Source organism: Corynebacterium glutamicum ATCC 13032 (genome assembly GCF_000011325.1).
Taxonomy (GTDB): Bacteria; Actinomycetota; Actinomycetes; order Mycobacteriales; family Mycobacteriaceae; genus Corynebacterium; species Corynebacterium glutamicum.
On sequence record NC_003450.3, the window covers coordinates 2,658,580 to 2,683,556 of the forward strand.

The window sequence follows — 24,977 nt, forward strand, 5'->3', positions numbered from 1 at the left end:
CAGAGGTAGAACACACACCTGGGGTTATCCCTCGTTTTGTCTCACTTGGGAAACAATTGGTCCAAGGAATCGGCGGCTTAATTGCGCAAAGATTTCCGGATCGCCTGTTGATTCAAAGCTATAACTTGGCTCAGGATGCATGTCCGGATCGGCTAAAAGATCTTGCTGGCTCAAAATTCTCAGCACGTCTTTCGCAGTTTCTTCCGCGCTAGAGACCAAACTTACGTGGTCCCCCATTGCCAACTGAATGACACCGGAAAGCAGTGGATAGTGGGTGCATCCAAGCACGAGGGTGTCCACCCCTTCTGCTTGCAAAGGCTCTAAATAATCCTGCGCAATGTTGAGGATCTGCCTGCCGCTGGTAATTCCGCGTTCCACGAAATCCACAAACCGTGGGCATGCCACTGCGTTGACCACAATGGAGGGGCTTGCAGAGAAAAGATCCTGGTACGCACCGGAGTTAATGGTTCCCACTGTGCCGATCACGCCCACTTTGCCATTGCGGGTGGATGCCACCGCACGCCTTACTGCGGGAAGAATAACTTCCACGACTGGCACACTGTATCGTTCACGGGCATCTCGGAGAAACGCAGCGGACGCAGTGTTGCAGGCAATGACAATCATCTTGCATCCGCGTTCCACCAACTCATCGGCAATGCGGATGGCGTGCTCACGGACCTTAGCGATAGGCAACGGACCATAAGGGCCATTGGCAGTATCACCGATATAAATAACTGATTCATGTGGCAATTGATCGATGATTGTGCGAGCTACGGTTAATCCGCCAACTCCAGAATCAAAAATTCCAATCGGCGCATCAGCACCTGGCACGGGGCGTTCAATCATAGATCCACTGAAATCAGTCACGGTTGCCATCATAAGCCACCTCGCGTTGCTTCCCTTTTTATCCGTCCAAGATGTGTCACAATATGGCAATGGCTGATTCACCCGATCAAGAAACCAGACGATTCGCTGCGGTGCGAGCAACCTCGGAGACCATTGGCTCTCCTACAGCTGTGGCATCCGCGAAACGTTCACCCAAAGGCAGTCTCATTGGGTTGATCTTGATCTTGGTGGCCATCATCGTGATTGCGTTTGTCTTGTTGTTCAACAGCCTCGTTGCACCAAATAATTCCTCGAGCCCTGTGGCAAGTCCAAGCACCTCTGAATCTGTGGAGCAAACTATTTCGGAATCCCCTGAGTCACCGAGCGCGACAGAGGATCAGCCCCCAAGCAGTGCAACGGAAACTCCCCGAAACCGCCCTGCGCAACCATCACTTCCTGCGGGAGCATCACCAGCCAATGATGCTGCTGCCACCCAGACCGATGCCGGCAATTTAAACAATGTGTACACCGGGTCAGCGTCCACCTCAGCAGGTTTTGCTCAAGCCGTCCGAGATGCTTTTGTAAACCACTATTTAGACACCAATGAACTATCCGGCAGGGTGACAGCCACCAGCCCTGTCACTGGCGGAAACTACACCATGAACTGCGAAGACAACGGCGAGTACGTCACCTGCACAGGTGGCAACAACGCCGTTGTCTACATTTCTTAAAACTTCTAACTACACCCGGGGCAGCCTGTTGGACATATCGAGTCGGTTCACAATCTTCTTCATTGCGGTGCCCATTACCTTGAGTTCTTCTGGAGTGAGATCGTCAAACACCAAACGACGCACTTCCTTCACATGACCAGGGGCTGTTGCTTTAACTTTCTCCCACCCAGAGTCCGTGAGCACAGCAACGGTGGCGCGACCATCATCAGGATCGGGAACACGCTTCACCCAGCCAGCCTTTTCTAGGCGAGTAACCACTCTAGATAGATGCGATAGCGTCATATCGGACAGCTCAGCAAGCTCACTCATGCGCACCCGATGTTCCGGGGCCATAGAAATCTGCGCCATGGTGAAGTACTCAAAGTGGCTGACACCCGCAGCTTCTTTCAGTTGAGCATCCAAGCGAGCAGGCAGGCCGATTCGCATTGTCCACACATCGAGCCACACATCTTGTTGCTCATCGGTTAGCCAAATGTCCTGGGATTCGGAATTCTCACTTGTCATGTCAATTAAGTGTAGTCGCTAGGTGAAAACTATAAGCCTCTTTGGCGTTGTTGCTTTTCTAATTTCTTCTGTTGCTTCTTCGCTTTCAACGCTGCCGGGTCATCCGAGGCGATAAAAGCACCCGCACCGATTCCACCAAGTGCACCGAAAAGGTGGCCCTGCCAGGACACACCGATTTGAGTAGGTAGCAGACCCCAGAACAAACCGGAGTAAATGAACGCCAAAACTATGCCAAGCAGGAACTGTTTAATATCCTTGTTGAAAATTCCACGCACGATCAGGTAGCCAAGCCAGCCATAAATCAGGCCGGACGCACCGATGTGGTTGGTGCCGATTCCACCGAAAATCCATGTACCAAGACCGCCGATGAGACCTGCGATAATCGTGACTTCCCAGAACACGCGCTTGCCACTCATACCGATGAGGAAACTGAATATAAAGCCTGGAACGGTATTTCCAATGAGGTGGCTGAAGCTTCCATGCAACAGCGGTGAGGTGAAAATACCCCACAGTGCACTGGTATCCAGCGGATGAATACCAAAGTTGGTCAGGTTGAAGCCAGTGAGCAGCGCAATGACGATGGATGCCAAATGCACCGCCCAAATCACCACTACATAACCGATGGCGATGGTAAGACCTGTGCGCACACGGGATTTGTTTTTCAGCTGCTGATTCAGGCTGGCATCGGGCTTATTCCACGGCTTCACCGGCCCACCAGCAGGTTGGAACGCGCCAGTGGTGCTGAAATTCGTGTTGTTATACGGGCTGTTGTAACTCATGGTAAAAGTTCCCTGAAGCTTTTGAGCCCGAGTCCCGGACTCGCGGTAAGTATGGCGTCGATGATAGCGTCCTGTACGCAATCTGCAGCATGAGCCGACAATTCCGCCAGCTCAACCGGGGTAACGCCACTACCATCACCCGATGACATGGCGAAAAATGTGTCACCGTCCATCGGTGAATGCGACGGCCGCACTGCCCTCGCCAAACCATCATGGGCCACCAGCGCCAAGCGCTTCGCTTGGGCTTTTGTCACCGGCGCGTCAGTTGCCACGACGCCGATGGTCGTGTTCAGCGTCTCTGCCGCGCTTTTTAGCTTATCGACGCCCACCCCCATCACTTCGGGCCTACCAAACAAAGCTCCAGTTGTTAGGTCCACGACTTCCCCAACAGGATTCGCCACGACCCCTGCCGCGATGGTGTACTTTCCGACCCGGCGCGAGCTTTGGCCAAAACCGCCACGCAGCCGACCTGCTGTAGCACCCGTTCCTGCACCGACGCTGCCCGAACCGTTGTGTGTACCAGCGAAAGCGTTTTCAACTGCTTGTTCCCCATCAGCTGCCGTGGGCCTGTTTTTGGGATCGCCCACCAACAAATCAAAAATCACAGCGCCTGGAACGATTGGCACGATAGGCCCTTCGGGACGGACAGGGAAACCAATACCGCGGTTTTCTAGGGCTGTCATCACTCCATCGGCAGCAGCCAACCCGAACGCCGAACCGCCACACAACACCACGGCATGTGCTTGCTGCACAGAATTGTGTGGTTCTAGAAGGTCGGTTTCCCTGGTGCCTGGGCCTCCCCCACGGACATCGACGCCCGCAAATGCACCGTTAGGTGCAATGACCACTGAGCAACCCGTATCCCCCTTCGTGACGTGGCCTAAAAGGAAGCCCGCGACGTCGATAAGCATTAATTCATCATCGCTTCCAGCAAGGACTCTTGATTGTAGGCAAGCCACTGCACGAGGTTTTCGCGGTCTTCCTCGGCGGCTTCCCCGCCGCGTACATCACCGGAGGCAACGTACAGGCGGATGTCATTGAGCGCAGCCAACCAAGCGTGCGCTTCCTCCTCAGAGGCGGTGACCGCAACATTTCCGTCGGGTCCCAGCGCATCGTTAATCACGCGCAGATTTTCCAGTTTTGCTCGGGTGATGTCGCCTTCATGGAGTGAACGGAGGAAAGAATTATCGCCGTCGTATTCCTCATCGCCCTCGTGCTGAAAATCAGGGAGCAAACGCGCAAGCGCCGGATCGGTTGGTGCTTCTTTGTGTCCACTTGTCATGCCGGTCATCTCTGCCAGAGGATCCTTCGGCACAGACTGTGCACGCTGAATCAACGCCTCACTGACCGCAGCTGACAAATCACCCAACACTTCCCGCTCCATCGGCTCAAAAACCACCGCGTAACGAGCCTGGCGCATCAGCCCTTTTTTCTTCTTCCACTGCTGCATGAAAATTCTCCCCTACCCTGCCTGCTGCATTGTCGCCCACAGCCCTGCGGTGTGGAGTTTCTTCACATCACCCTCCACTTTGTCCTTCTCGCCAGAACTCACCACGGCTTTACCTTCGGTGTGCACCTGCATCATCAGCTCAGTGGCCCTCTTCTTACTGAAGCCCAACACAGTCTGAAAAACGTAGGTGACATAGCTCATCAAATTGACCGGATCATCCCACACGATGCACAACCAAGGCAGGTTTTCGCTCGACAACGTGTGCACATCAAGCTCAACATCTGGCGTGGCAAGCGGTGCAGAAGGTGACGACATGTTCAAGCTTGATTCCACACTTTCCACTGCCTTCACTTCCTGCGGGTAGTGAAGTTGGTTTTGCCTATTCATGACAAATAGCCTAGTCAACAACTATGCGTTGGTGCAGAGTAGTCGCGCTATTCCAGTAGAAATTGCAAGCTTAGGTGATATGTCATCCAAATTTTTATCCCTTCACCTGCAAGAATGCTGAATCTTTAAGCACCTAACAGACATGCTTTTCACTGATCACTCTGATAGCCTTTTCTCTGAAATTGTACCGAGCATTTGATTTTGTTCCCCTATCAATGCTGGTTTTGGTGACAAAAACTCGGCGGAAGGACCACCGAATGGAAACCCTTGCAGCACAAGCGCGCACCCTGCTAGAAAAATGGGGCGTCGCGCCGACGCACGCATCTTTCGTCGAATCCATTGCAAAGGCCATCCCGATTCTGTCGATCCTGCTGACGCTGATTGTCACCGTGAATGGAATTTCAAGCGGAAATCCGGTCCAGCCACCAGCACTGGAACAGGTACGGACCGATGTAGTGAACAAGATCAACTACGAACGCAACCTAAAGGGCCTCGTCTCGATCAGCCCGGAGCTTGAATTACACACGGCAGCCCAAACAATTGCGCAGCGAAATGCAGACTCAGATTCCGAAGAAAAAGTACCGGATCCAGAGGGCAACCTGGTGGTTCTGCAACAGAATCTGCCCTATGCAAATGCCAACGCCGATACCATCGTTGATCGGTTCTTAAACTCTCCTGATCATGTCAAACTACTGCTTGCAAACGATTATGAAGCCATCGGAGTTGGTGTGGCCTACAAGGGTGATCATGCGTGGATAGTGGTGGAGTTCACTGTAGCTCCCGCTGATTCCGTAGAATCAACAGAGTGAATACCAATCCGTCTGAATTCTCCTCAAACCGTTCAACAGCTCTCCTTACTGATAAATATGAGCTGACCATGCTTCAAGCAGCGCTCGCTGATGGTTCTGCAGAACGCCCCTCAACGTTTGAGGTCTTTAGCCGCCGCCTCCCCAACGAGCGCCGATACGGTGTCGTCGCAGGAACAGCACGAGTGCTGAAGGCGATTCGTGACTTTGTATTCACAGAGGAACAACTCGCCGATCTTGACTTTTTAGACGACCGTACCCTGGAATACCTCCGCAACTACCGATTCACCGGCCAAGTTGATGGCTACCGCGAAGGCGAAATCTACTTCCCGCAGTCCCCTCTTCTGACTGTGCGTGGCACGTTTGCAGAATGCGTCATCCTAGAAACTGTCATTTTGTCCATCATGAATGCAGATTCTGCCGTCGCTTCCGCCGCTGCGCGCATGGTCACCGCAGCTGATGGTCGCCCCATCATCGAAATGGGATCCAGGCGCACCCACGAATACTCGGCAGTCACCGCATCCCGCGCAGCATACCTCGCTGGATTCTCCACCACCTCCAACCTCGAGGCGGCCTACCGCTACGGAATTCCAGCATCCGGAACCTCCGCCCACGCATGGACTTTGCTGCACATCAACGATGACGGCACCCCCAACGAAGCAGCAGCTTTCAAAGCACAGGTTGAATCCCTCGGCGTGGACACCACCTTGCTGGTAGATACTTATGACATCACCCAAGGTGTGGCCACCGCCATTGAAGTTGCAGGTCCAGACCTTGGTGGCGTACGTATCGACTCCGGCGACCTAGGTGTGCTTGCCCGAAAGGTCCGCAAGCAGCTCGACGATCTCAACGCCCACAACACCAAGATTGTGGTCTCCTCCGACCTGGATGAATTCGCCATCGCGGGTCTTCGCGGCGAACCAGTTGACGTCTTTGGCGTTGGCACCTCCGTTGTCACAGGTTCTGGCGCACCAACCGCTGGCCTCGTGTACAAGATCGTGGAAGTTGCCGGTCACCCTGTGGCCAAGCGTTCCCGAAACAAGGAAAGCTACGGTGGTGGCAAGAAGGCTGTGCGCACCCACCGCAAGTCCGGTACCGCAATCGAAGAAATCGTCTACCCATTCAATGCCGAAGCACCAGATACTGGAAAGCTCGACACTTTGAGCCTGACCATCCCATTGATGCGCGACGGTGAAATCGTTCCAGGTTTGCCTACTTTGGAAGATTCCCGAGCGTATTTGGCCAAGCAATTGGTCTCTTTACCATGGGAAGGCCTTGCACTGTCTCGCGATGAGCCTGTTTTGCACACTCGTTTCGTGGGTTTCCCGCCGGCCGCTTAGACAATTCGGTCTCACCAAACCACAGTGCCCACGGATCGGGTTTTCCGAGTTCATGGGCATTCTGGTTTGGTTTGTCGCCCTCGAAACCGGACACAGCTGCCCATGGATCGTGTTTTCGACCTTCCTGGGCATTCTGGTTTGGCCAAGCTGAAAAACTGGCCGTGGACCCGAAAAGCTCGACTCTCTGTATCGCCGTTAGACGTGCTGTCTTAACCCACTTCAGGGGAACGTTCCTTCGAGAAACTCAATCCCTTAAATGGGCTTCTAGAGCGTTGGGGCTATTCCAGTGGGGCTTCGTATCAACTTGTTCGGGAGGCCACCGCAAAAAACTCAGATCACCTGGAAGTTGCCCGCCCAGAATCGTCCCCAAGCGCCTTTATCAAAGCAATCGAACCAGACCGTAAATCGGTGTTTCGCCTGGCTTAGTCTTTCGACTCCGATCTGGTTAGACTTGGCACAATGTCTGCGCCTGAATCACCCACAAATACCACCCCAGATCCGCTCAATGCTTCCACGGAAGAGTTGCTTACTGCTGCCGTTGAAGCGTTGGGCGGTGCCCGTCGTGCTGGACAGGAAGCAATGGCTAAGGCTGTGACCAAGGCTTTTGATACAGAGCGTCACTTGGCGGTGCAGGCGGGTACGGGTACGGGTAAGTCTTTGGCTTATCTTGTTCCGTCGATTCGTCATGCGCAGAAGTCTGATTCCACGGTCATTGTGTCTACTGCGACGATCGCGTTGCAGCGCCAGTTGGTCAATAGGGATCTCCCCCGCTTGGTGGATGCGTTGGAACCCTTGATGGAACGTCGCCCGACTTTTGCGATTATGAAGGGCCGTTCCAATTATTTGTGCATGAATAAGGTTGCCCGCCAGGAAGAGCTGAATCAGGAAGATGCCCTGATTGAGCAGGAGGATATCTCGTGGTTAGGTAAGCACATTGTGCGCCTTAATGAGTGGGCCAATGAGACTGAGACTGGCGATCGTGATGATTTGGATCCGGGTGTTCCTGATCTTGCGTGGAAGCAGGTAAGTGTTACTGCCCGTGAGTGCATTGGCGCGTCAAGGTGCCCGCATGGCGAGGATTGTTTCGCTGAGATTGCCCGCGGGAAGGCAAAGGAGGCTGATGTGGTGGTCACCAACCATGCGTTACTTGCTATTGATGCGTTGTCGGATGTTTCTGTGCTTCCTGAACATGATGTGGTGGTCATCGATGAGGCCCATGAGCTAGATGGTCGCATCACTGCTGTGGCGTCGGCTGAGATCACGGTGAATTCGCTCAATTTAGCTGCTCGCCGTGCGTCCAAGTTGGATTCCGATAAGCGGGAAGAACGCGTCCAGGAAATCGCTGGCGATTTGGAAACCTTGTTGCAAACCATGCAGCCGGGCCGGTGGAATGACATGGATGAGGGTTCCAAAGGCACACTGGTGGCATTGAAGGACGCGTTGTGGGCATTGCGTGCTCAGATCGCGGGAGCACCTGAGGGTGAGGCTGCGAATGATCCGGAGCGTTTCGCCGAGCGACAGAATTTAAGCAATCACTTGATGGAAATCCATGATGCCAACGTGCGCATTTTGGAGGTCTTCGCGGAGGAGGATCCCTCCAAGCAGTACGACGTGGTGTGGCATAACCACGATGATCGTCGCGGGGATTCCCTCAATGTGGCGCCGCTGTCGGTTGCAGGGCTGTTGCATGAGAAACTGTTCGCGGAAAACACCGTGGTTTTGGCCAGTGCGACGCTGACCATTGGTGGCAATTTCAACGCAATGGCTGCCAGCTGGGGTTTGCCGAAAGGGTCGTGGGATTCCATGGATGCCGGCACGCCGTTTGATCCAGCGAAGTCGGGTATTTTGTACACCGCTCGACACCTTCCGGACCCTGGCCGCGATGGGTTGCCGGAGGAAACGCTTGATGAAATCTACGAGTTGATCACTGCGGCGGGTGGCCGAACTTTGGGGCTCTTTTCGTCGAAACGCGCTGCGGAACAAGCCACCAAGGCGATGCGTCTGCGCCTGCCTTTTGATGTGCTCTGCCAGGGAGATGACAATACTGCCGCGCTGGTGAAGAAGTTTTCCGACAGCGAAAACACGTGCCTTTTTGGCACTCTCACGCTGTGGCAGGGCGTCGACGTCCCCGGCCGTTCGCTGTCGTTGGTGTTGATTGACCGCATCCCGTTCCCCCGCCCCGACGACCCGCTGCTGCAGGCCCGCAAGGAGGCCGCCGATGCCGAAGGCCGCAACGGTTTCATGGAGGTCGCAGCCACCCACGCGGCGTTGTTGATGGCGCAGGGCGCGGGCCGGTTGTTGCGGCACGTCGGCGACCGCGGCGTGGTAGCAGTGCTAGACCACCGCTTATCGACGAAACGTTACGGCGGTTTCCTGCGCTTCTCCATGCCCAGATTTTGGGAAACCACCAACCCAGAGACCGTACGCGCGGCACTCAAACGATTGGTGACTAAGTAAAACTAACTGCTACTGACGCTGCATGATGGGACCACCGCTGGCGGTCTGGAATGCGTAGGCATACAGCAGGAATGTAAGCGGAGTGGTCACCAACATACCGATGATCACTGCGCTGCCCAAGAAGCTCAACGCGAAGATAGCCAGTTCTAAGAGAATGACCTGACCAACGTTTTTGGACACTGCCTTCCAGCTTGCGGAAAACGCATCACCGATCGAGGCGTCGCGCAGCTGGAATGCCACAGGAACAGCAAAGATCAGCACCACGGCAGCGATAATTCCAGGAATGAGCAGCAAGATCATTCCGATGAAGATGACGATATTGATCAAGATGTAAATACCGAGCGCCTTACCAAGACCCTTCATCTTGAAGAAACTCTGAATGGTGATCTGCTCACCGCGCACAACTCGAGCCGCGTTGCGGTAGCAGTTAAGGGAGTACACAAAACTGATGAATGCCAGGACGATCATCAGCATGAACCCGAAGAAGCTGGTGCCACCCGTCGCTGCAATAGCTGCGGAATCAGAACCAGATGAGGTCGCTGCGAGCACACTAACCATCGGGAGGATCCACGCAAACATCAGCACAAGCAACACCGCGAAGTAGATCAGTGCAGACAGCACCCATGCCTGCCACGTTGCGGTAAAGCCCTTCCATGCCTGACCAAAAACAGTTCCAAGGTCAAAGGAGCGCCACTGAGCCTCCTGCATGGAAGGCTGTGGGACCTCAGGTGGGATGGGAGAACTGTAGGCGTTGAATCCTTGATCAAATGGCTGCCCGTAAGGCTGTCCATATGGCGCACCGTAGGGCTGACCGTAGTTCTGCTCGCCGGAAGGGTTGCCGAACTGGGAGTTCCAATTATTGTTGTCGTCGCCTGGGTATTGGGATCCATAAGGGCTTGTCATAACAATGTCCTTTTTCAATTGTGTGCAATAAGCGATTTACACAATACAAGGACTTGTTAATCAAAGCTCGTTTAGTTATGGAATTGCAACAACCGTCACGGTGTTGGGGGCAACCTCAGTAAAGCCGCCATCGCGAACTGGAACAGCACCAGGAGACTCGATAAGGCGCAGGAACTCCTCCGAGGGAATCTCCCTGACGTGCAGCGCAAAATCCGCTGCTTCCCACTGCTCCACCCACTCAAACGGTTGGTGCGCGGCAAGCAACATGGATGCGTGTCCTACCTGCGCAGCGGCCTTTCCCAGCGTCATCTTCAACGATTCATCAATGTAGATAACGGGGTATTCATCGTTGATCGGATTCGGCTCATCGAGAGGCAATTCCGTACCGGAAATCTGCAGCTTTTTGATATCTGCAGGCACATCCACCACTGCGCTGGGCAAAAATGCCCGAACCTTTGCAGCATCATCTTCCACAGTCACGCCGGGTAAATCTTGCACCCGATCCCACGCCGCATTACGAGCGCGACGTGACACCTTCCGAATCAAGTGTCCGTACCAACGTTCCAAGGCCGCCCGAAAATCAGGATCGGTGGATACTCGTTCGTCGAGGCAAAGCTTGACCACACTCCTCGCCGCCGCTTCCAACACATCTGTCCGCCGGGGCGGATTCTGTTTCGGAATGTGCAACGCGATCTGCATTGCCTGAACGGTCGAAGGATCCGAAGGATCCTCGCTATGTGGCCCGTCGCTAGCCCGGGCCTTGAGGAGGAGGTGGGCGTCGAGAAGCGAATCTTTAGGCATTGGTCAATGGAACGCGGTGGAAAGTGCCGTCTTCCTGATCCGCCAGATCGATCTCGTCGCGGGAAATGCCCATGATGTGCAAAACCTCGTCGAGGAATGGGTGGTTCACGGAAGTATCCGCAATCTCCTTCAGCGCAGGCTTCGCGTTGAAAGCAACACCCAGACCCGCAGCGGAGAGCATATCGATGTCATTAGCGCCATCACCGACAGCGACAGTCTGGTACATCTTCAGGCCAGAATCCGCAGCGAACTCACGGAGGAACTCAGCCTTCGCAGCGCGGTCAACGATCTTTCCGGTGACGTTGCCGGTCAGCTTGCCATCAACGATTTCCAAAGTGTTGGCGCGGACATAATCCAACTCCAACTCCTCAGCCAAACCTTCCAACACCTGGATGAAACCACCGGAAACAACAGCGGTCTGGTAACCCATGCGGTTCAGCGTACGGATCGTGGTGCGCGCACCAGGGGTCAGCTCAATAGCGGCAGCGACCTCATCGATCACCGACGCATCCAAACCAGCCAACGCCTTCACACGCTCACGCAGAGACTCCTCGAAATCGAGCTCACCGCGCATCGCACGCTCAGTAACTGCCGCAACTTCAGCTTCCTTGCCCGCGTGAGCCGCCAGCATCTCAATGACCTCACCAGTGATCAACGTGGAATCACAATCGAAGCACACCAGACGCTTAGAACGACGCAGCAAACCAGAACGCTCAATCGCAATATCCACATTCAGCTCAGAGGTAAGAGCAGCAAGCGCCTTACGCATCGCTTCACCACCACCAGGGCTGACATCCGGCACAGTCACCTTCAGCTCCAGGCCGGTCACAGGGTAATCCGAAATACCACGAATGGTGTCAATGTTGGCATCGTAATCCGCCAGGGTCTGACCAATGCGGGAAATATCCAACGCATCAACCGGATCACCCAACACCACAACAACATGGGAAGAACGAGGACGGGACGACTGCACAGTTTCCTGCAGCTCCACCACCACGGACTGTCCATGCACCTTGAGGGTGTCAGTCAGGCCTGTGGTGACGGTCTCGACACGCTCAGGTGCGATACCCACAAACGCCGCCAAGTTCAAAAAGCCACGGAACATTGACTGCTCAACGTCCAAGACCTGAACCTGATTAGCGGACAAGACCCTAAAGAACGCGGCAGTCACACCTGGGCGGTCTTTACCGCTCACTGTGATCACCGCAGGAAGATAACCTTCACGCAATGCAACCTGCTGGCCGGCTTCCAGCTCAGCGATTTCTTGGGATTCATTCTGGATGAGTTCAGTCACGGCAACAATTGTCTCATGTCTGAGCGCGGAACACGACATTGGAGACTTATCAGTCGTTGCTGGGCAATTGTCTAGTTATGGGGAATTGGGTGAGATGTATTCAGGGGTGCCCCAAGTCGGAATATGAAAAGCACCAGCCCCGGCAGATTATCTCTGCTGGGGCTGGTGCTTATTTAGTCAGGTACCGACTTAAATCAGACGCTTTTAGCGGCTGGAGTCAGATGCAAGGGCTGGGGCGGTACCCAATTCTGGAGCATTAATATCATCGTGATGTCCAGTGTGTGCCTCTGCGCGCATGCGTTCAATCATGTGCGGGTAGTGCAGCTCGAACGCAGGGCGCTCGGAGCGGATACGAGGCAAGGATGCGAAGTTGTGGCGAGGAGGAGGGCAGGAGGTTGCCCACTCCAGGGAGTTGCCGTAACCCCAAGGATCATCAACGGTAACGAGCTCACCGTAGCGCCAGGACTTGAAGACGTTCCAGATGAATGGAATGACAGACAGGCCAAGCAGGAAGGAGAACACGGTGGAGATCTGGTTGTAGATGGTGAAACCATCAGAATCCAGGTAGTCAGCGTAACGACGTGGCATACCCATGTTGCCCACCCAGTGCTGGATGAGGAAGGTTCCGTGGAAACCGACGAAGGTCAACCAGAAGTGGATCTTGCCAAGACGCTCGTCCATCATGCGGCCAGTCATCTTCGGGAACCAGAAGTAAACGCCTGCACACGATGCGAACACCACGGTACCGAAGAGGGTGTAGTGGAAGTGCGCGATCAGGAAGTAGGAGTCAGCCAAGTGGAAGTCCAGTGGTGGGGACGCCAGCATAATGCCGGTCAGACCACCGAAGAGGAAGGTAGCCATGAAGCCAACAGACCAGATCATTGGGGTTTCCCAAGTGATGTGACCCTTCCACATGGTTCCAACCCAGTTGAAGAACTTAACGCCGGTAGGAACCGAAATCAGGAACGTCATGAAGGAGAAGAACGGAAGCAAAACTGCGCCAGTAACGAACATGTGGTGAGCCCACACAGCCATGGACAGTGCACCAATGGACAAGGTTGCGAAGATCAGGCCGACGTAACCGAACATTGGCTTACGGGAGAACACAGGAATGATCTCAGAAACAATGCCGAAGAACGGCAGCGCCAGAACGTAAACCTCAGGGTGTCCGAAGAACCAGAACAGGTGCTGCCACAGGAGGGAGCCGCCGTTAGCTGGATCGTACAGGTGTCCACCAAGCTTGCGGTCATACAGAACACCCAGTGCAGCAGCGAGCAGCAGTGGGAAGATCAGCAGAGCAAGAACGGAAACAACGAAGATATTCCAGGTGAAAATAGGCATACGGAACATGGTCATACCAGGTGCGCGGAGGCAGAGGATGGTGGTGAGCATGTTAATTGCGGAAGCAACGGAGCCAATACCAGTTGCACCGACACCGACAATCCACATGTCAGAGCCAAGGCCTGGGGAGTGAATTGCGTCAGACAGTGGGGAGTACATGGTCCAACCGAAGTCGGCAGCACCACCCGGGGTCAGGAAGCCGGTCAGCATCGCGACACCACCGACGGTGGTGATCCAGAAGCCGAAAGCATTCAAACGTGGGAAAGCTACGTCAGGCGCACCGATCTGAAGTGGCAGGACGTAGTTAGCAAAACCCCAAACAATTGGAGTTCCGTACAGCAGCAGCATGACAGTTCCGTGCATGGTGAACAGCTGGTTGAACTGCTCATTAGACAGGAACTGCAGACCAGGGGTGAAAAGCTCCGCTCGGATAAGCAGGGCCATCAAGCCACCGAGGAAGAAGAAGCTGAAGGACATAATGATGTACATAATGCCCAGCTGCTTGTGGTCGGTGGTGGTCATCATTAACCATGCTTTGCTGCCCTTGCGTGCATGGCCTGTCGGCTCGGGCCTCTGAGGGGCGACGTGCCCGTCGACCCTAGGCGCCACAGCGGTCATAGGTTCCTCCTGACTACGGGACGATCCATTCGGATTACCGATCGTCCTTTAACAACACTGCCTGATCTTAGGCCACAGGCAGGATCCGATGCCAACCCAAAAAGGCCGGTATGCAGCTAACTGTATCCCCTTTTCATGCCCAAAAAAAATGTTTTTCAAACAATTCATGAGGTCGCTGCCAGGTTCAGTCACTTGTGGGCAGTGACTTTTAACCAAAGGTGTGAAGGGGTTCACAATTTGACGGACATTTCGCCAGGAAGCCCTACCCCCACGGTTAACCCCTGCCACAGATTTCACAATTCCCCCCGCCGGGGTTCAATCGAATGGTTGAGACGCCCATTCCAGGGGCGTTTTCTTCTAAAGCGTGATGTGCCGCCGAGGGGTCCACGGGGCGCCTGGCGCTCCCCTACCCCGATATGCGCTTCGGAAAAACCCGCACCTTAAGCCCCCACCAGAAAGCGAAAAACGCTCTAACGGTTGCAGTTAACTACAGCCGTAGAGCGCTTCAGCTTTTTAAAAGTTAGAAGTCCCAGTCATCATCCTCGGTGTTTTCTGCCTTACCAATAACGTAAGAGGAACCGGAGCCGGAGAAGAAGTCGTGGTTCTCATCAGCGTTTGGTGACAGCGCAGACAAGATGTTTGGGGACACCTTGGTTTCATCCGCTGGGAAGAGTCCTTCGTAGCCAAGGTTGTTGAGGGCCTTGTTGGCGTTGTAGCGAAGGAATCGCTTAACATCCTCGGTCCATCCAAGATCGTCGTAGAGATCTTCGGAGTACTGAGTTTCGTTATCGTAAAGATCGTAGAGCAGATCGAAGGTGTACTCCTTCAGCTCTTCCTGACGCTCTGGAGTCTCCTTCGCGACAGCCTTTTGATACTTGTAGCCAATGTAGTAGCCGTGCACTGCCTCATCGCGGATGATCAGGCGGATCACGTCGGCGGTGTTGGTCAGCTTGGAGTGGCTGGACCAATACATTGGGAGGTAGAAGCCGGAGTAGAACAGGAAGGACTCCAGGATCACGGAGGCGATCTTGCGCTTTAGTGGATCATCGCCCTCATAGTAAGACAGGATGATCTTTGCCTTGCGCTGCAGGTTTTCATTTTCCTCAGACCAACGGAACGCATCGTTGATTTCCGCGGTGGAGGCCAGAGTCATGAAGATGTTGGAGTAACTCTTTGCGTGCACGGATTCCATGAACGCAATGTTGGTTAGCACCGCTTCTTCGTGCAGTGAATCTGCGTCTGGAAGCAGGGAGATTGCGCCGACAGTGCCCTGAATGGTGTCCAGCAGGGTAAGTCCGGTGAACACGCGCATGGTTGCGGCTTTTTCAACCTCGTTGAGGGTTCCCCAGCTCTTGATGTCGTTGGATACTGGGACCTTTTCTGGGAGCCAGAAGTTACCGGTCAGACGATCCCAGACTTCAAGATCTTTGGAATCTGGGATGGAGTTCCAGTTGATCGCCTTTACAGGTGCAACATGCTCCTTTAAGTAAGCATCGTGAACACTGAGATCAGAATCAGCAGCCATTAGGTGCGCTCTTCCCTTCTACAAATTTTTTTGCTTTTCGACGCCACAATGCAGCGCGATTTCAGATCGCCAGCTTACCCCAACCGAAGCCCTTCAGAAGACCCGCCCCAGCCTATCAATTTTGGTCAAGTCGCCTAGCTTTAGACCTAGCTTTAGAGCGCAATCCCCCACCCCAAAACGTGATCTTAGTCACTTATTTTCCATTACGCCCCACAGGGTTCAGTGTCAGACTAACGCCACAAGACCATCTCCATCAGCCCTCAACTTCAACCACTTATTGCCCTAAATTATCGCCACTAGCACGTCATTTAGAGAAAACCTTTAATGTGAAACAGGTCTCAAACTGGGCCATTTTCAAGCCTTCAAAAAGGTGGGAAACTTAGCCAATCCAAAGCCCAAAAATGCGGGTTATGCTGCGCTAACCTATGCTGACAGCCTTGCGGAAGTTGTGTACGTTAGGGGCCATGACAATCAACGAGAAGATCGCATCAGCTTTCAACAACCAAGTGACTGCAGAGCTTGAAGCTTCAATGGTGTACCTTCAGCTCTCCTACGTTCTAGACGATCTGGGCCTCACCGGCATGCGCGACTGGATGAAGGCACAGAGCAAAGAAGAGCTCGAACACGCACAGAAGTTCGCTCAGCACCTTCTTGACCGTGACTACACCCCACAGATCGGTGACATTGCACCACCAAAGCTTGATGTCACCTCCGCTATCGAGGCTTTCGAGGCTTCCCTGGCACACGAGCAGAAGATCTCCGGCCTGATCCGCGAGCTCGCTGCCATCCAGGACGCTGAGAAGGACTACGATTCCCGCGCACTGATCGACTGGTTCCTCAACGAGCAGATCGAAGAAGAAGCAACCGTCGGCGAGATCATCGACCGCCTCCGTATCGCTGGTGATTCCGGTTCCGGAATCCTGCGCATCGACGGCGAACTCGGCTCCCGCTAAATTCCCCGCAGTTTTTAATGCTCCACTCCCCCACTAAAGGGGAGGGGAGCATTTTTTATTCTCTAGGTATTCCCTTAATTAGTGCTCTTTTCCAAAAACATTGGTATTTGCTCGAAAGCACAACTTAAAACAGTAATAATGGTAATCACATTCTTTTCTATTAAGTAAGCAAGTACACCGGCCCATTAAAGAGGCACCATGACCCCAGCAAACGAAAGTCCTATGACTAATCCATTAGGTTCTGCCCCCACCCCAGCCAAGCCACTTCTTGACAGTGTTCTTGATGAGCTCGGTCAAGATATCATCAGTGGCAAGGTTGCTGTCGGAGATACCTTCAAGCTGATGGACATCGGCGAGCGTTTTGGCATTTCCCGCACAGTGGCACGCGAAGCGATGCGCGCTTTGGAGCAGCTCGGTCTTGTCGCTTCTTCACGTCGCATTGGCATTACTGTTTTGCCACAGGAAGAGTGGGCTGTTTTTGATAAGTCCATCATTCGCTGGCGTCTCAATGACGAAGGTCAGCGTGAAGGCCAGCTTCAGTCTCTTACCGAGCTTCGTATTGCTATTGAACCGATTGCCGCGCGCAGCGTTGCTCTTCACGCGTCAACCGCCGAGCTCGAGAAAATCCGCGCGCTCGCAACAGAGATGCGTCAGTTGGGTGAATCTGGTCAGGGTGCGTCCCAGCGCTTCCTCGAAGCGGACGTCACTTTCCACGAGCTCATCTTGCGTTATTGCCACAATGAGATGTTCGCTGCACTGATTCCGTCGATTAGCGCGGTTCTTGTCGGCCGCACCGAGCTCGGCCTGCAGCCTGATCTGCCGGCGCACGAGGCGCTAGACAACCACGATAAGCTTGCCGACGCCCTCCTTAACCGCGACGCCGACGCCGCAGAAACTGCGTCCCGAAACATCCTCAATGAGGTGCGCAGCGCGCTGGGCACGCTGAACTAACGTGATACGCGCACTGCGTTTGCCACTGCAAGGGGAATGTCTTGAAACATTTCCCCGATCTGCAGGCGCAGTGTGGCAATATCGCTAAGAGCTTCAACGACCGTGACCGTTGTGCCCACGGTAATTCCCACTCCAGTGAGGTACCGAACCACTGATGGGTTTCCGTCCCTAACACGTGTAACCGTGGCAGATGCGCCAGCTTTTAGTCCCAAAAGCATGAGTCCATCATTGATGGTCATCTCCCCAGATTCGGTGGGGATGGGATCCCCGTGAGGATCCAACGTTGGATAGCCCACTGCCTGAAACATCTTCTCCAACACCAGTGGAGACACTGCGTGCTCTAATAAATCTGCCTCGCCGTGTAGTTCATGAGCGCCTAATCCAAGCTTCTCAGACAGATAGGTCTCAATGATCCGGCGCCGCCTGATCACGTTGATGGCGATGTCTCGACCTGCGGGCGTCAGCTCGATGTCCCCGTAGGGACGGTAATTGACGAAGCCCTCAGGGTTGAGTTTTTTGAGCGTCGCCGACACCGTTGATGCGGTAACTCCAATTACTTCAGCGAGTTTTCCTGTTGTTGGTTCCTCATCCCATTCTTCTGCACGGAAAAGTGCTGTGAGATAGTCCTCCACAACATTCGAATTACCCCACTGCGTCAACTGTTCACCTTCTTAATTCGCCGCCGATGTTTGATAAGTGTGCTCGACAACCGTTTCAGAAGCATATTCAGGAAGCACTGCAACTAACGCAAGCAAGGCCACTGCCAACGCACCAGAAATATCTTTGCGCACAGCTTCAGCTGCCCACGCCAACACAAAAGAGGCAGCAACCACTGCGGTACCAAAAATCAGCATGGTCGCCACAGGTGACGCCGACAGCTCAGAAAACCTGAGCACAACAGCAGGGATTGCTGCGACAGCACACATTGCCAGCGGAATTCGCGGAAACATAGGTGGATCACTCTCCTTCGAGGAACTGCTCGAAGGTCTCGCTCACCTAGTTTTAGGCACGTGGGCCGGGTACACAGATCTTGCGTGCCAGTATGTCGACAACCGCGTTTGTCGAGCTACTCCCCTTCAGCAACAGACATCGTGTCAGCTGGCAATCGTGTGTGTCTACGGACAAGAAGATGTTTGAGTGATCAAACAACCACGTCACACCATGTGGAGGAAGTTTCTGGGCATAAAAATATCCCCAACCTTGTGCAGGTCGGGGATATTTTTAAGTGCTTTTACAGCATGCAGCTGACGCAGCCGTCAACTTCAGTGCCTTCCAGAGCAACCTGGCGCAGGCGAATGTAGTACAAGGTCTTGATGCCCTTGCGCCATGCGTAGATCTGCGCACGGTTGATGTCACGGGTGGTGGCAGTGTCCTTGAAGAACAAGGTCAGTGACAGGCCCTGGTCAACGTACTTGGTTGCCACAGCGTAGGTGTCAATGATCTTCTCGTAGCCGATTTCGTAGGCGTCCTCGAAGTACTCAAGGTTGTCATTGTCCATGTGTGGAGCTGGGTAGTAAACGCGGCCGATCTTGCCTTCCTTGCGGATCTCAATCTTGGATGCGATTGGGTGGATCGACGAGGTGGAGTTGTTGATGTAGGAGATCGAACCGGTTGGTGGAACCGCTTGCAGGTTACGGTTGAACAGACCGTGCTCCATCACGTCGGCCTTCAGCGCAGCCCAGTCCTCAACGGTTGGGGTGTGGATGTTCGACTTGGCAAAGAGTTCCTTGACCTTGTCGGACTTTGGTGCGAAGTCGTTTGCATCGAAATCATCGAAGTACTCACCGGTTGCATACTTGGAGTTTTCGAAGTTCTTGAAACGCTCTCCACGCTCAGTAGCGATCTTGTTGGATGCACGCAGGCACTGGTACAGCACGGCAGCAAAGTATGCGTTGGTGAAGTCCAGGGCTTCCTCGGAGCCGTAGTGCATGTGCTCGCGACCGAAGTAGCCGTGAAGGTTCATCTGGCCAAGGCCGATGGCGTGAGCTGCTTCGTTGCCCTTACGGATGGAAGGCACGGAATCGATGCTGGTCTGCTCAGACACTGCAGTTAAGCCGCGGATTGCGGTTTCGATGGTCTTCTCAAAGTTTGGTGAATCCATAGCCATTGCAACGTTGAGGGAACCCAAGTTACAAGAAATGTCTTCGCCGACCTCTGCGTAAGTCAGGTCATCGTTGAATTCAGATGGGGTGGACACCTGAAGGATCTCAGAGCACAGGTTTGAGTGGGTGATGCGACCTTCGATTGGGTTGGATGCATTCACGGTGTCTTCATACATGATGTATGGGTAACCGGACTCGAACTGGATTTCTGCCAGGGTCTGGAAGAACTGACGCGCGTTGATCTTGGTCTTGCGGATGCGGTCATCATCCACCATCTCGTCGTAGTGCTCGGTGATTGAGACGTCTGCGAAAGGCTTGCCGTAAATGCGCTCCACATCGTATGGGGAGAACAGGTACATGTCATCGTTGCGCTTAGCCAGCTCGAAGGTGATGTCCGGAATCACAACACCCAGGGACAGGGTCTTGATGCGGATCTTCTCATCGGCGTTCTCACGCTTGGTATCCAGGAAGGACAGGATATCTGGGTGGTGAGCGTTGAGGTACACAGCACCTGCACCCTGACGAGCACCCAGCTGGTTAGCGTAGGAGAAAGCATCTTCCAGAAGTTTCATCACTGGGATAACACCGGAAGACTGGTTTTCAATCTTCTTAATCGGTGCACCGGCTTCACGAAGGTTGGACAGCAGCAACGCTACGCCACCGCCACGCTTGGACAGCTGAAGAGCAGAGTTGATGGAACGTCCGATGGACTCCATGTTGTCTTCGATACGCAGGAGGAAGCAGGATACTGGCTCGCCGCGCTGTGCCTTGCCGGAGTTCAGGAAGGTTGGGGTTGCTGGTTGGAAACGGCCAGACATGATCTCATCGACCAGGTTCTCGGCCAATGCGCGGTCGCCGTCAGCGAGGGTGAGGGCGACCATGCAGACACGGTCTTCGAAACGCTCGAGGTAGCGGCGACCGTCGAAGGTCTTCAGGGTGTAGGAAGTGTAGTACTTGTATGCACCGAGGAAGGACTGGAAGCGGAACTTGAATCCGTATGCGCGCTTGAAGAGGTCCTTGATGAACTGGAAGTCGTACTTGTCCAGAACGATTGGGTCATAGTACTTGTTTTCAACCAGGTAGTCGATCTTTTCCTGCAGGTTGTGGAAGAAGACGGTGTTCTGGTTGACGTGCTGCAGGAAGTACTGGTTTGCAGCTTCACGGTCTTTCTCAAACTGGATCTTGCCGTTGTCATCGTAAAGGTTGAGCAACGCGTTAAGAGCGTGGAAGTCCATCTGGTCTCCGCGTGGCACGACGGTGGTTCCCGATGCAGTCAAAGGAATGTCCCTTTCAAAAGAGGTGTGAACTTTGTATTGATTGATTAAGTTTTAAGGTTTATCGCGAGGTAACTGGTTCTTGTGGTTCCAGCCCCAAAGCTTGGGCGTTTTGAGTAAGACCTCCACGAAGGATACTTACATCTTCCTCATTGCCCATGAGCTCGAAACGGTAGACATAGGGCACTTTACATTTCTTGGAAATGATCTCGCCTGCCAACCCAAAATCGGAGCCGAAGTTTGAGTTTCCACCTGCAACAACTGCCCTGATGAAGCTGCGGTTGTGTTCATCATTTAAAAACCTGATGACTTGTGGTGGGACCGGGCGGGAGTTTTCTCCAGTCATGGAGACTCCACCACCATAGGTCGGGGTGATTAGCACGTAGGGCTCGTTGATTTTCAGCGGTTCTTCCACCCTAGTGAGGGGGATGCGCACGTTGGGTAAATCGAGCTTTTGTACAAAACGATGCGTGTTGTCGGTGGCCGAGGAAAAATACACGATTAGCATCCTCGAACTCACTTCCCTTCTAAATACCGTTTGTGCGCAAGCCTAGTGTGCTTGCTGGTATCAGTTTCCCCCTTCAAGGGCGTTGAAGGGAAGAACTGAACTTCTATTGTTCCCGATTTCACGGCCGCGTGGTTTCAACCCGTAGGTGATTTGCTGAATTCACGGGAATTAGTGGTGAAATACGAAACGCCGCCAAATATTAGGCGACGAGCGTTGGGGAAGGTCACAAATGGTGTGACGTGCATGGCTCACCTGTTCGATTAAACAGGTCGTGCCACGAAGTGCAGTTTAGGCAGCTGCGGTTGCCATTTCACGGATGCGCTCTGGGCGGAAACCGGACCAGTGGGAGCCATCTGCAACGACAACTGGTGCCTGCAGGTAGCCAAGTGCGAGGACGTACTCACGTGCCTCTTCATCAAGGCTGATATCAACGAGGTCATACTCAAGACCAGCGCGGTCGAGGGCCTTCTTGGTGGCATTGCACTGGACGCAAGCTGGCTTGGTGTAAACGGTGATTGCCATTTTTTGGACCTTCCCTTATCGGCTTTAGCGGTTGACGCTAATGCCTCATCTCACTTTTTTAGATCTGTTTTTAAAGTCTTTGCATCGCTCAAGGCGACACAACAAACACTATACTTTGTGGTGAATAAGCGCAACTAGCACTACATATAGTAGTTACATGGTGAGTATTCCCAGGATGGCAGTTCTTCAGCCACCACATGTAGCGATCCTTTGCTCCACCAAACTCTAGATACGTAATTACATTCATGTCATTTACGCAGTTCGCCACCCCACCCAAGGGGTGTCCGTTACAGAATCGTTACATTAATGACGTCGCATTACAACCCAAAACACTCCCCTACCCAGACCGAGCCACAACGCACCCAACACCACAAAAAGTAGGTCCGTCACATCGCCCCCATCAATCAAAAGCGCAGATATTAGACCGCCACGGCAAGAGTCAGACAGTATCTAGAACAAATATTCGCAATACTCACTTTCGCATGCATAAAAACAACCAGGCACCGAACCCTCCACAAGGGAGGAGACGATGCCTGGCTATTTGTATAAACCGGAAGTTAATCGAAAAGATTAACCCTGGCGAGCCTTGAAACGTGGCTCTTTCTTGTTGATCACGTAGACTTTGCCACGGCGACGCACGACCTGGGCGCCCGGCTTGTTCTTCAGCGACCGAAGGGAATTGCGTACCTTCATTCGGGCGCTCCTTTCTCTCATGCGCTATATAAGGCTATTTTTCAGCGGTTAGATGGACAAATAAACACGTACGTCTAACCAGCTATGACACGAGGAACTATCTTAACCGACTCCAGCACTAAACTCCAAACCCTTGGCCCGCACCGCCAAAGTTTAGCGCGCCCCAAGACACCACCGCGCCATGTTTGCCTAGGATTAGGTACATGACAAACACTCAAACCGAGATCATTAATGAACTAAAGGTGAGCCCAGCAATCGACGTGGCCAAGGAAGTTGAATTCCGTGTGCAGTTCCTCGTCGATTACCTGCGGGCTTCCCATACAAAAGGCTTTGTTCTTGGTATTTCAGGTGGCCAGGATTCCACTCTTGCGGGACGACTCACGCAGCTGGCAGTAGAGCGCATTCGTGCGGAAGAAAACAGCACGGATTATGTCTTCTACGCAGTTCGCCTCCCCTACGCGATCCAGGCAGATGAGGACGATGCGCAAGTTGCATTGGAATTCATCGCACCTGACAAGAGCGTGACCGTCAACGTTAAAGACGCAACGGACGCCACCGAAGCAACTGTTGCAGCTGCTTTGGAACTTCCTGAGCTGACCGACTTCAATCGGGGCAATATTAAAGCTCGCCAACGCATGGTTGCCCAGTACGCAATCGCAGGCCAGTTGGGCTTGCTGGTTATTGGCACTGATCACGCGGCTGAAAACGTCACGGGGTTCTTCACCAAATTCGGTGATGGCGCAGCTGACCTGCTTCCTTTGGCAGGTTTGAGCAAGCGTCAAGGAGCTGCCATTCTGGAGCACCTGGGTGCACCTTCAAGCACGTGGACCAAGGTTCCTACCGCTGATTTGGAAGAGGATCGCCCAGCGTTGCCAGATGAGGAAGCACTTGGTGTGTCGTATGCGGACATCGATAATTACCTGGAAAACAAGCCCGATGTCAGTGAAAAAGCCCAGCAGCGCATTGAGCACCTGTGGAAGGTGGGCCAGCACAAGCGCCACCTCCCTGCTACCCCGCAGGAAAATTGGTGGCGTTAATCCAACAGTTTGAGTGTCGCTTTGGCGGCGTGGAGTAGTTCCACGCCGTAGCTTGGCCCATGAGACGCCGCATGTACGGCCAAAGGGTGGAGTTGGTGCATGGGGGTGCGTTCACGCCACCCGTCTGGCAGCGGGTTGATAGACAGATAACCTTCCCGGATTTCATCGAGATAGGGTGCGCCAAATACATCAAGCATCGCGAGATCAGTTTCGGGATGACCGCCGTGAGCTGCGGGGTCAATAAACACAGGCCCGTCTGTGCCAAAAAGTAGGTTGCCAAACCACAAGTCGCCGTGGATTCTGGCGGGGGGAACGTCATCGGGAAGTTCGCTAATCAAATCACAAGCGGCTTCCACGACCCAGAGTGCGTGCTCGGTGAGGTGATTTCGCCTGCGTGCCCGGCGCGCAAACGGGAGTACGCGTTGCTGGGAGTAAAAAACACCCCAGGTGGGCGTCGATAAGCATGCTTGTCCCTGGGTGCCGATGTAGTTTAACCCCGCCCAGCCCGCTGGTGGACAGCCGAACGCTGGGGCGCCGGCAAGGTGGATGCGGGCGAGCTCTTCGCCGGCCTTGAAGGCCGCATCGGGTGTGGGCAATTGCGTTTCGACGCCAACAGTCGTGATCTGCTCTGCGTCGGCGCTAACAACCTGTGCCACAGCTGAAGATGCTTCGGCGAGCCAGCGTAGACCTGCGGCTTCCGCCAAGGCTGCTTGGGGTTGTGCGGGGCGTTTAGTGAAATGTGGCAAAGCTAGTAGCGCTCAGGCTCCTCGCCGAGGGTGAACTCACGGCCAGTGATTTCATTCGGAACAATACGGACATAGTTGTACTTCAGGGTTGGAATCCAAGGCTTCAACTCCAAAGTGTCGGCGTAGGCGATCTCATCCAGCTTGCGCACAATCTCTGCGGTCGCACGAACCACCACGGACCAGGCCTTTCCGTCCTTGACCTCATCGGCTTCAAAGAGCACATCGTGGTTGAGATTCATGCTGAACAACTTGTTGCCCTCAGCTGTACGAATGTAAATTGCGCCCTTATCCACAATGAAGTTCACCGGGAAAATGTCCATCTCATCGCTGCGACGAACCACCACGCGACCAAGAGACACCGACTGCAGGCGCTCCAAAGCTTCCTGCTCATTGAGGATGTTGACTGGATTGTCCATAGTTATCTCCACTC

Annotated in this window: 25 protein-coding genes and 1 pseudogene; 7 read left to right on the forward strand and 19 right to left on the reverse strand. The window is 53.8% G+C overall.

Features of this window, described 5'->3' with window-relative positions; translation table 11 throughout:
- Window positions 1-24 precede the first annotated feature (24 nt).
- A complete protein-coding gene (gene murI / locus CGL_RS12475; RefSeq protein ID WP_011015179.1) occupies window positions 25-879 on the reverse strand; it encodes a glutamate racemase in 855 nt (284 codons plus the stop codon).
- Window positions 880-935: 56 nt separating this feature from the next.
- Here murI and CGL_RS12480 point away from each other — a divergent pair, with 56 nt between their 5' ends.
- Window positions 936-1,556 carry a putative secreted protein gene (locus CGL_RS12480; protein ID WP_020948631.1) on the forward strand — a complete coding sequence of 207 codons (621 nt, stop codon included), beginning with the start codon at window positions 936-938 and terminating at the stop codon, window positions 1,554-1,556.
- Between the two features lie 9 nt (window positions 1,557-1,565).
- On the opposite strand, the gene CGL_RS12485 is transcribed toward CGL_RS12480, so the two are convergent.
- Genes CGL_RS12485 through clpS form a run of 5 tightly spaced genes read right to left on the reverse strand, consistent with a single transcriptional unit; the run spans window position 1,566 to window position 4,604 of the window.
- Window positions 1,566-2,060 carry a MarR family winged helix-turn-helix transcriptional regulator gene (locus tag CGL_RS12485; RefSeq protein ID WP_011015181.1) on the reverse strand — a complete coding sequence of 165 codons (495 nt, stop codon included), beginning with the start codon at window positions 2,058-2,060 and terminating at the stop codon, window positions 1,566-1,568.
- A 29-nt stretch (window positions 2,061-2,089) separates the two neighbouring features.
- On the reverse strand, window positions 2,090-2,839 hold the full coding sequence (locus CGL_RS12490; protein ID WP_003860306.1) for a rhomboid family intramembrane serine protease: 750 nt from the start codon (window positions 2,837-2,839) through the stop codon (window positions 2,090-2,092).
- Window positions 2,836-3,750, reverse strand: coding sequence for a P1 family peptidase (locus CGL_RS12495; RefSeq protein ID WP_011015182.1), 915 nt, complete (start codon window positions 3,748-3,750; stop codon window positions 2,836-2,838). Before CGL_RS12495 ends, CGL_RS12490 begins: the two co-directional genes overlap by 4 nt.
- Window positions 3,750-4,289: a DUF2017 domain-containing protein gene (locus tag CGL_RS12500; RefSeq protein WP_003857980.1), complete on the reverse strand. Its 540-nt coding sequence runs from the start codon at window positions 4,287-4,289 to the stop codon at window positions 3,750-3,752. Before CGL_RS12500 ends, CGL_RS12495 begins: the two co-directional genes overlap by 1 nt.
- A gap of 12 nt (window positions 4,290-4,301) precedes the next feature.
- Entirely contained in the window at window positions 4,302-4,604 is a 303-nt protein-coding gene (gene clpS / locus CGL_RS12505; protein ID WP_011897801.1) for an ATP-dependent Clp protease adapter ClpS, read from the reverse strand.
- Between the two features lie 329 nt (window positions 4,605-4,933).
- Between clpS and CGL_RS12510 the strand changes: the two genes are divergently transcribed.
- From CGL_RS12510 to CGL_RS12520, 3 genes are all read left to right on the forward strand, one after another.
- Complete coding sequence (locus CGL_RS12510; protein WP_011015183.1) at window positions 4,934-5,485, forward strand: CAP domain-containing protein; 552 nt, start codon at window positions 4,934-4,936, stop codon at window positions 5,483-5,485.
- Window positions 5,482-6,822 carry a nicotinate phosphoribosyltransferase gene (locus tag CGL_RS12515; protein WP_011015184.1) on the forward strand — a complete coding sequence of 447 codons (1,341 nt, stop codon included), beginning with the start codon at window positions 5,482-5,484 and terminating at the stop codon, window positions 6,820-6,822. The genes CGL_RS12510 and CGL_RS12515 overlap by 4 nt, the downstream gene beginning before the upstream one ends.
- Before the next feature lie 459 nt (window positions 6,823-7,281).
- Complete coding sequence (locus CGL_RS12520) at window positions 7,282-9,279, forward strand: ATP-dependent DNA helicase (protein ID WP_011015186.1); 1,998 nt, start codon at window positions 7,282-7,284, stop codon at window positions 9,277-9,279.
- 9 nt (window positions 9,280-9,288) lie between these two features.
- On the opposite strand, the gene CGL_RS12525 is transcribed toward CGL_RS12520, so the two are convergent.
- The 5 genes from CGL_RS12525 to nrdF form a co-directional block, all read right to left on the reverse strand.
- Window positions 9,289-10,182: a hypothetical protein gene (locus CGL_RS12525; protein ID WP_011015187.1), complete on the reverse strand. Its 894-nt coding sequence runs from the start codon at window positions 10,180-10,182 to the stop codon at window positions 9,289-9,291.
- A gap of 75 nt (window positions 10,183-10,257) precedes the next feature.
- Window positions 10,258-10,983, reverse strand: coding sequence for an aminoacyl-tRNA hydrolase (locus CGL_RS12530; protein ID WP_227747768.1), 726 nt, complete (start codon window positions 10,981-10,983; stop codon window positions 10,258-10,260).
- On the reverse strand, window positions 10,976-12,277 hold the full coding sequence (gene serB / locus CGL_RS12535) for a phosphoserine phosphatase SerB (protein WP_003860289.1): 1,302 nt from the start codon (window positions 12,275-12,277) through the stop codon (window positions 10,976-10,978). The genes CGL_RS12530 and serB overlap by 8 nt, the downstream gene beginning before the upstream one ends.
- 204 nt (window positions 12,278-12,481) lie before the next feature.
- On the reverse strand, window positions 12,482-14,236 hold the full coding sequence (gene ctaD, locus CGL_RS12540; protein WP_011015188.1) for an aa3-type cytochrome oxidase subunit I: 1,755 nt from the start codon (window positions 14,234-14,236) through the stop codon (window positions 12,482-12,484).
- A gap of 520 nt (window positions 14,237-14,756) precedes the next feature.
- On the reverse strand, window positions 14,757-15,761 hold the full coding sequence (nrdF, locus tag CGL_RS12545; RefSeq protein WP_011015189.1) for a class 1b ribonucleoside-diphosphate reductase subunit beta: 1,005 nt from the start codon (window positions 15,759-15,761) through the stop codon (window positions 14,757-14,759).
- A 464-nt stretch (window positions 15,762-16,225) separates the two neighbouring features.
- Between nrdF and CGL_RS12550 the strand changes: the two genes are divergently transcribed.
- Window positions 16,226-16,714, forward strand: coding sequence for a ferritin (locus CGL_RS12550; protein ID WP_003860285.1), 489 nt, complete (start codon window positions 16,226-16,228; stop codon window positions 16,712-16,714).
- Between the two features lie 222 nt (window positions 16,715-16,936).
- Window positions 16,937-17,665 (forward strand): FadR/GntR family transcriptional regulator, encoded by a 729-nt coding sequence (locus CGL_RS12555; protein ID WP_227747767.1) that lies wholly within the window; start codon window positions 16,937-16,939, stop codon window positions 17,663-17,665.
- Here CGL_RS12555 and CGL_RS12560 read toward each other — a convergent pair.
- The 6 genes and pseudogenes from CGL_RS12560 to ykgO form a co-directional block, all read right to left on the reverse strand.
- Window positions 17,662-18,324 carry a metal-dependent transcriptional regulator gene (locus tag CGL_RS12560; protein WP_011265961.1) on the reverse strand — a complete coding sequence of 221 codons (663 nt, stop codon included), beginning with the start codon at window positions 18,322-18,324 and terminating at the stop codon, window positions 17,662-17,664. The genes CGL_RS12555 and CGL_RS12560 overlap by 4 nt on opposite strands.
- 60 nt (window positions 18,325-18,384) lie before the next feature.
- Window positions 18,385-18,615, reverse strand: a pseudogene (locus CGL_RS12565) (hypothetical protein); the annotation flags it as partial.
- A gap of 281 nt (window positions 18,616-18,896) precedes the next feature.
- Complete coding sequence (gene nrdE / locus CGL_RS12570; RefSeq protein WP_042383447.1) at window positions 18,897-21,002, reverse strand: class 1b ribonucleoside-diphosphate reductase subunit alpha; 2,106 nt, start codon at window positions 21,000-21,002, stop codon at window positions 18,897-18,899.
- 100 nt (window positions 21,003-21,102) lie between these two features.
- Window positions 21,103-21,549, reverse strand: a complete 447-nt coding sequence (nrdI, locus tag CGL_RS12575; protein WP_003857951.1) for a class Ib ribonucleoside-diphosphate reductase assembly flavoprotein NrdI — start codon at window positions 21,547-21,549, stop codon at window positions 21,103-21,105.
- A gap of 288 nt (window positions 21,550-21,837) precedes the next feature.
- Entirely contained in the window at window positions 21,838-22,071 is a 234-nt protein-coding gene (gene nrdH, locus CGL_RS12580; protein ID WP_003857948.1) for a glutaredoxin-like protein NrdH, read from the reverse strand.
- A 570-nt stretch (window positions 22,072-22,641) separates the two neighbouring features.
- Window positions 22,642-22,764 (reverse strand): type B 50S ribosomal protein L36, encoded by a 123-nt coding sequence (ykgO, locus tag CGL_RS12585; RefSeq protein WP_003857945.1) that lies wholly within the window; start codon window positions 22,762-22,764, stop codon window positions 22,642-22,644.
- A 203-nt stretch (window positions 22,765-22,967) separates the two neighbouring features.
- Between ykgO and nadE the strand changes: the two genes are divergently transcribed.
- On the forward strand, window positions 22,968-23,801 hold the full coding sequence (nadE, locus tag CGL_RS12590) for an ammonia-dependent NAD(+) synthetase (protein ID WP_011015194.1): 834 nt from the start codon (window positions 22,968-22,970) through the stop codon (window positions 23,799-23,801).
- Here the strand turns inward: nadE and CGL_RS12595 are convergent.
- Both CGL_RS12595 and CGL_RS12600 read right to left on the reverse strand, forming a co-directional pair.
- Window positions 23,798-24,547, reverse strand: coding sequence for a fructosamine kinase family protein (locus CGL_RS12595; RefSeq protein WP_011015195.1), 750 nt, complete (start codon window positions 24,545-24,547; stop codon window positions 23,798-23,800). The genes nadE and CGL_RS12595 overlap by 4 nt on opposite strands.
- A 2-nt stretch (window positions 24,548-24,549) precedes the next feature.
- Window positions 24,550-24,963 carry a pyridoxamine 5'-phosphate oxidase family protein gene (locus tag CGL_RS12600; RefSeq protein ID WP_011015196.1) on the reverse strand — a complete coding sequence of 138 codons (414 nt, stop codon included), beginning with the start codon at window positions 24,961-24,963 and terminating at the stop codon, window positions 24,550-24,552.
- Window positions 24,964-24,977: the final 14 nt, after the last annotated feature.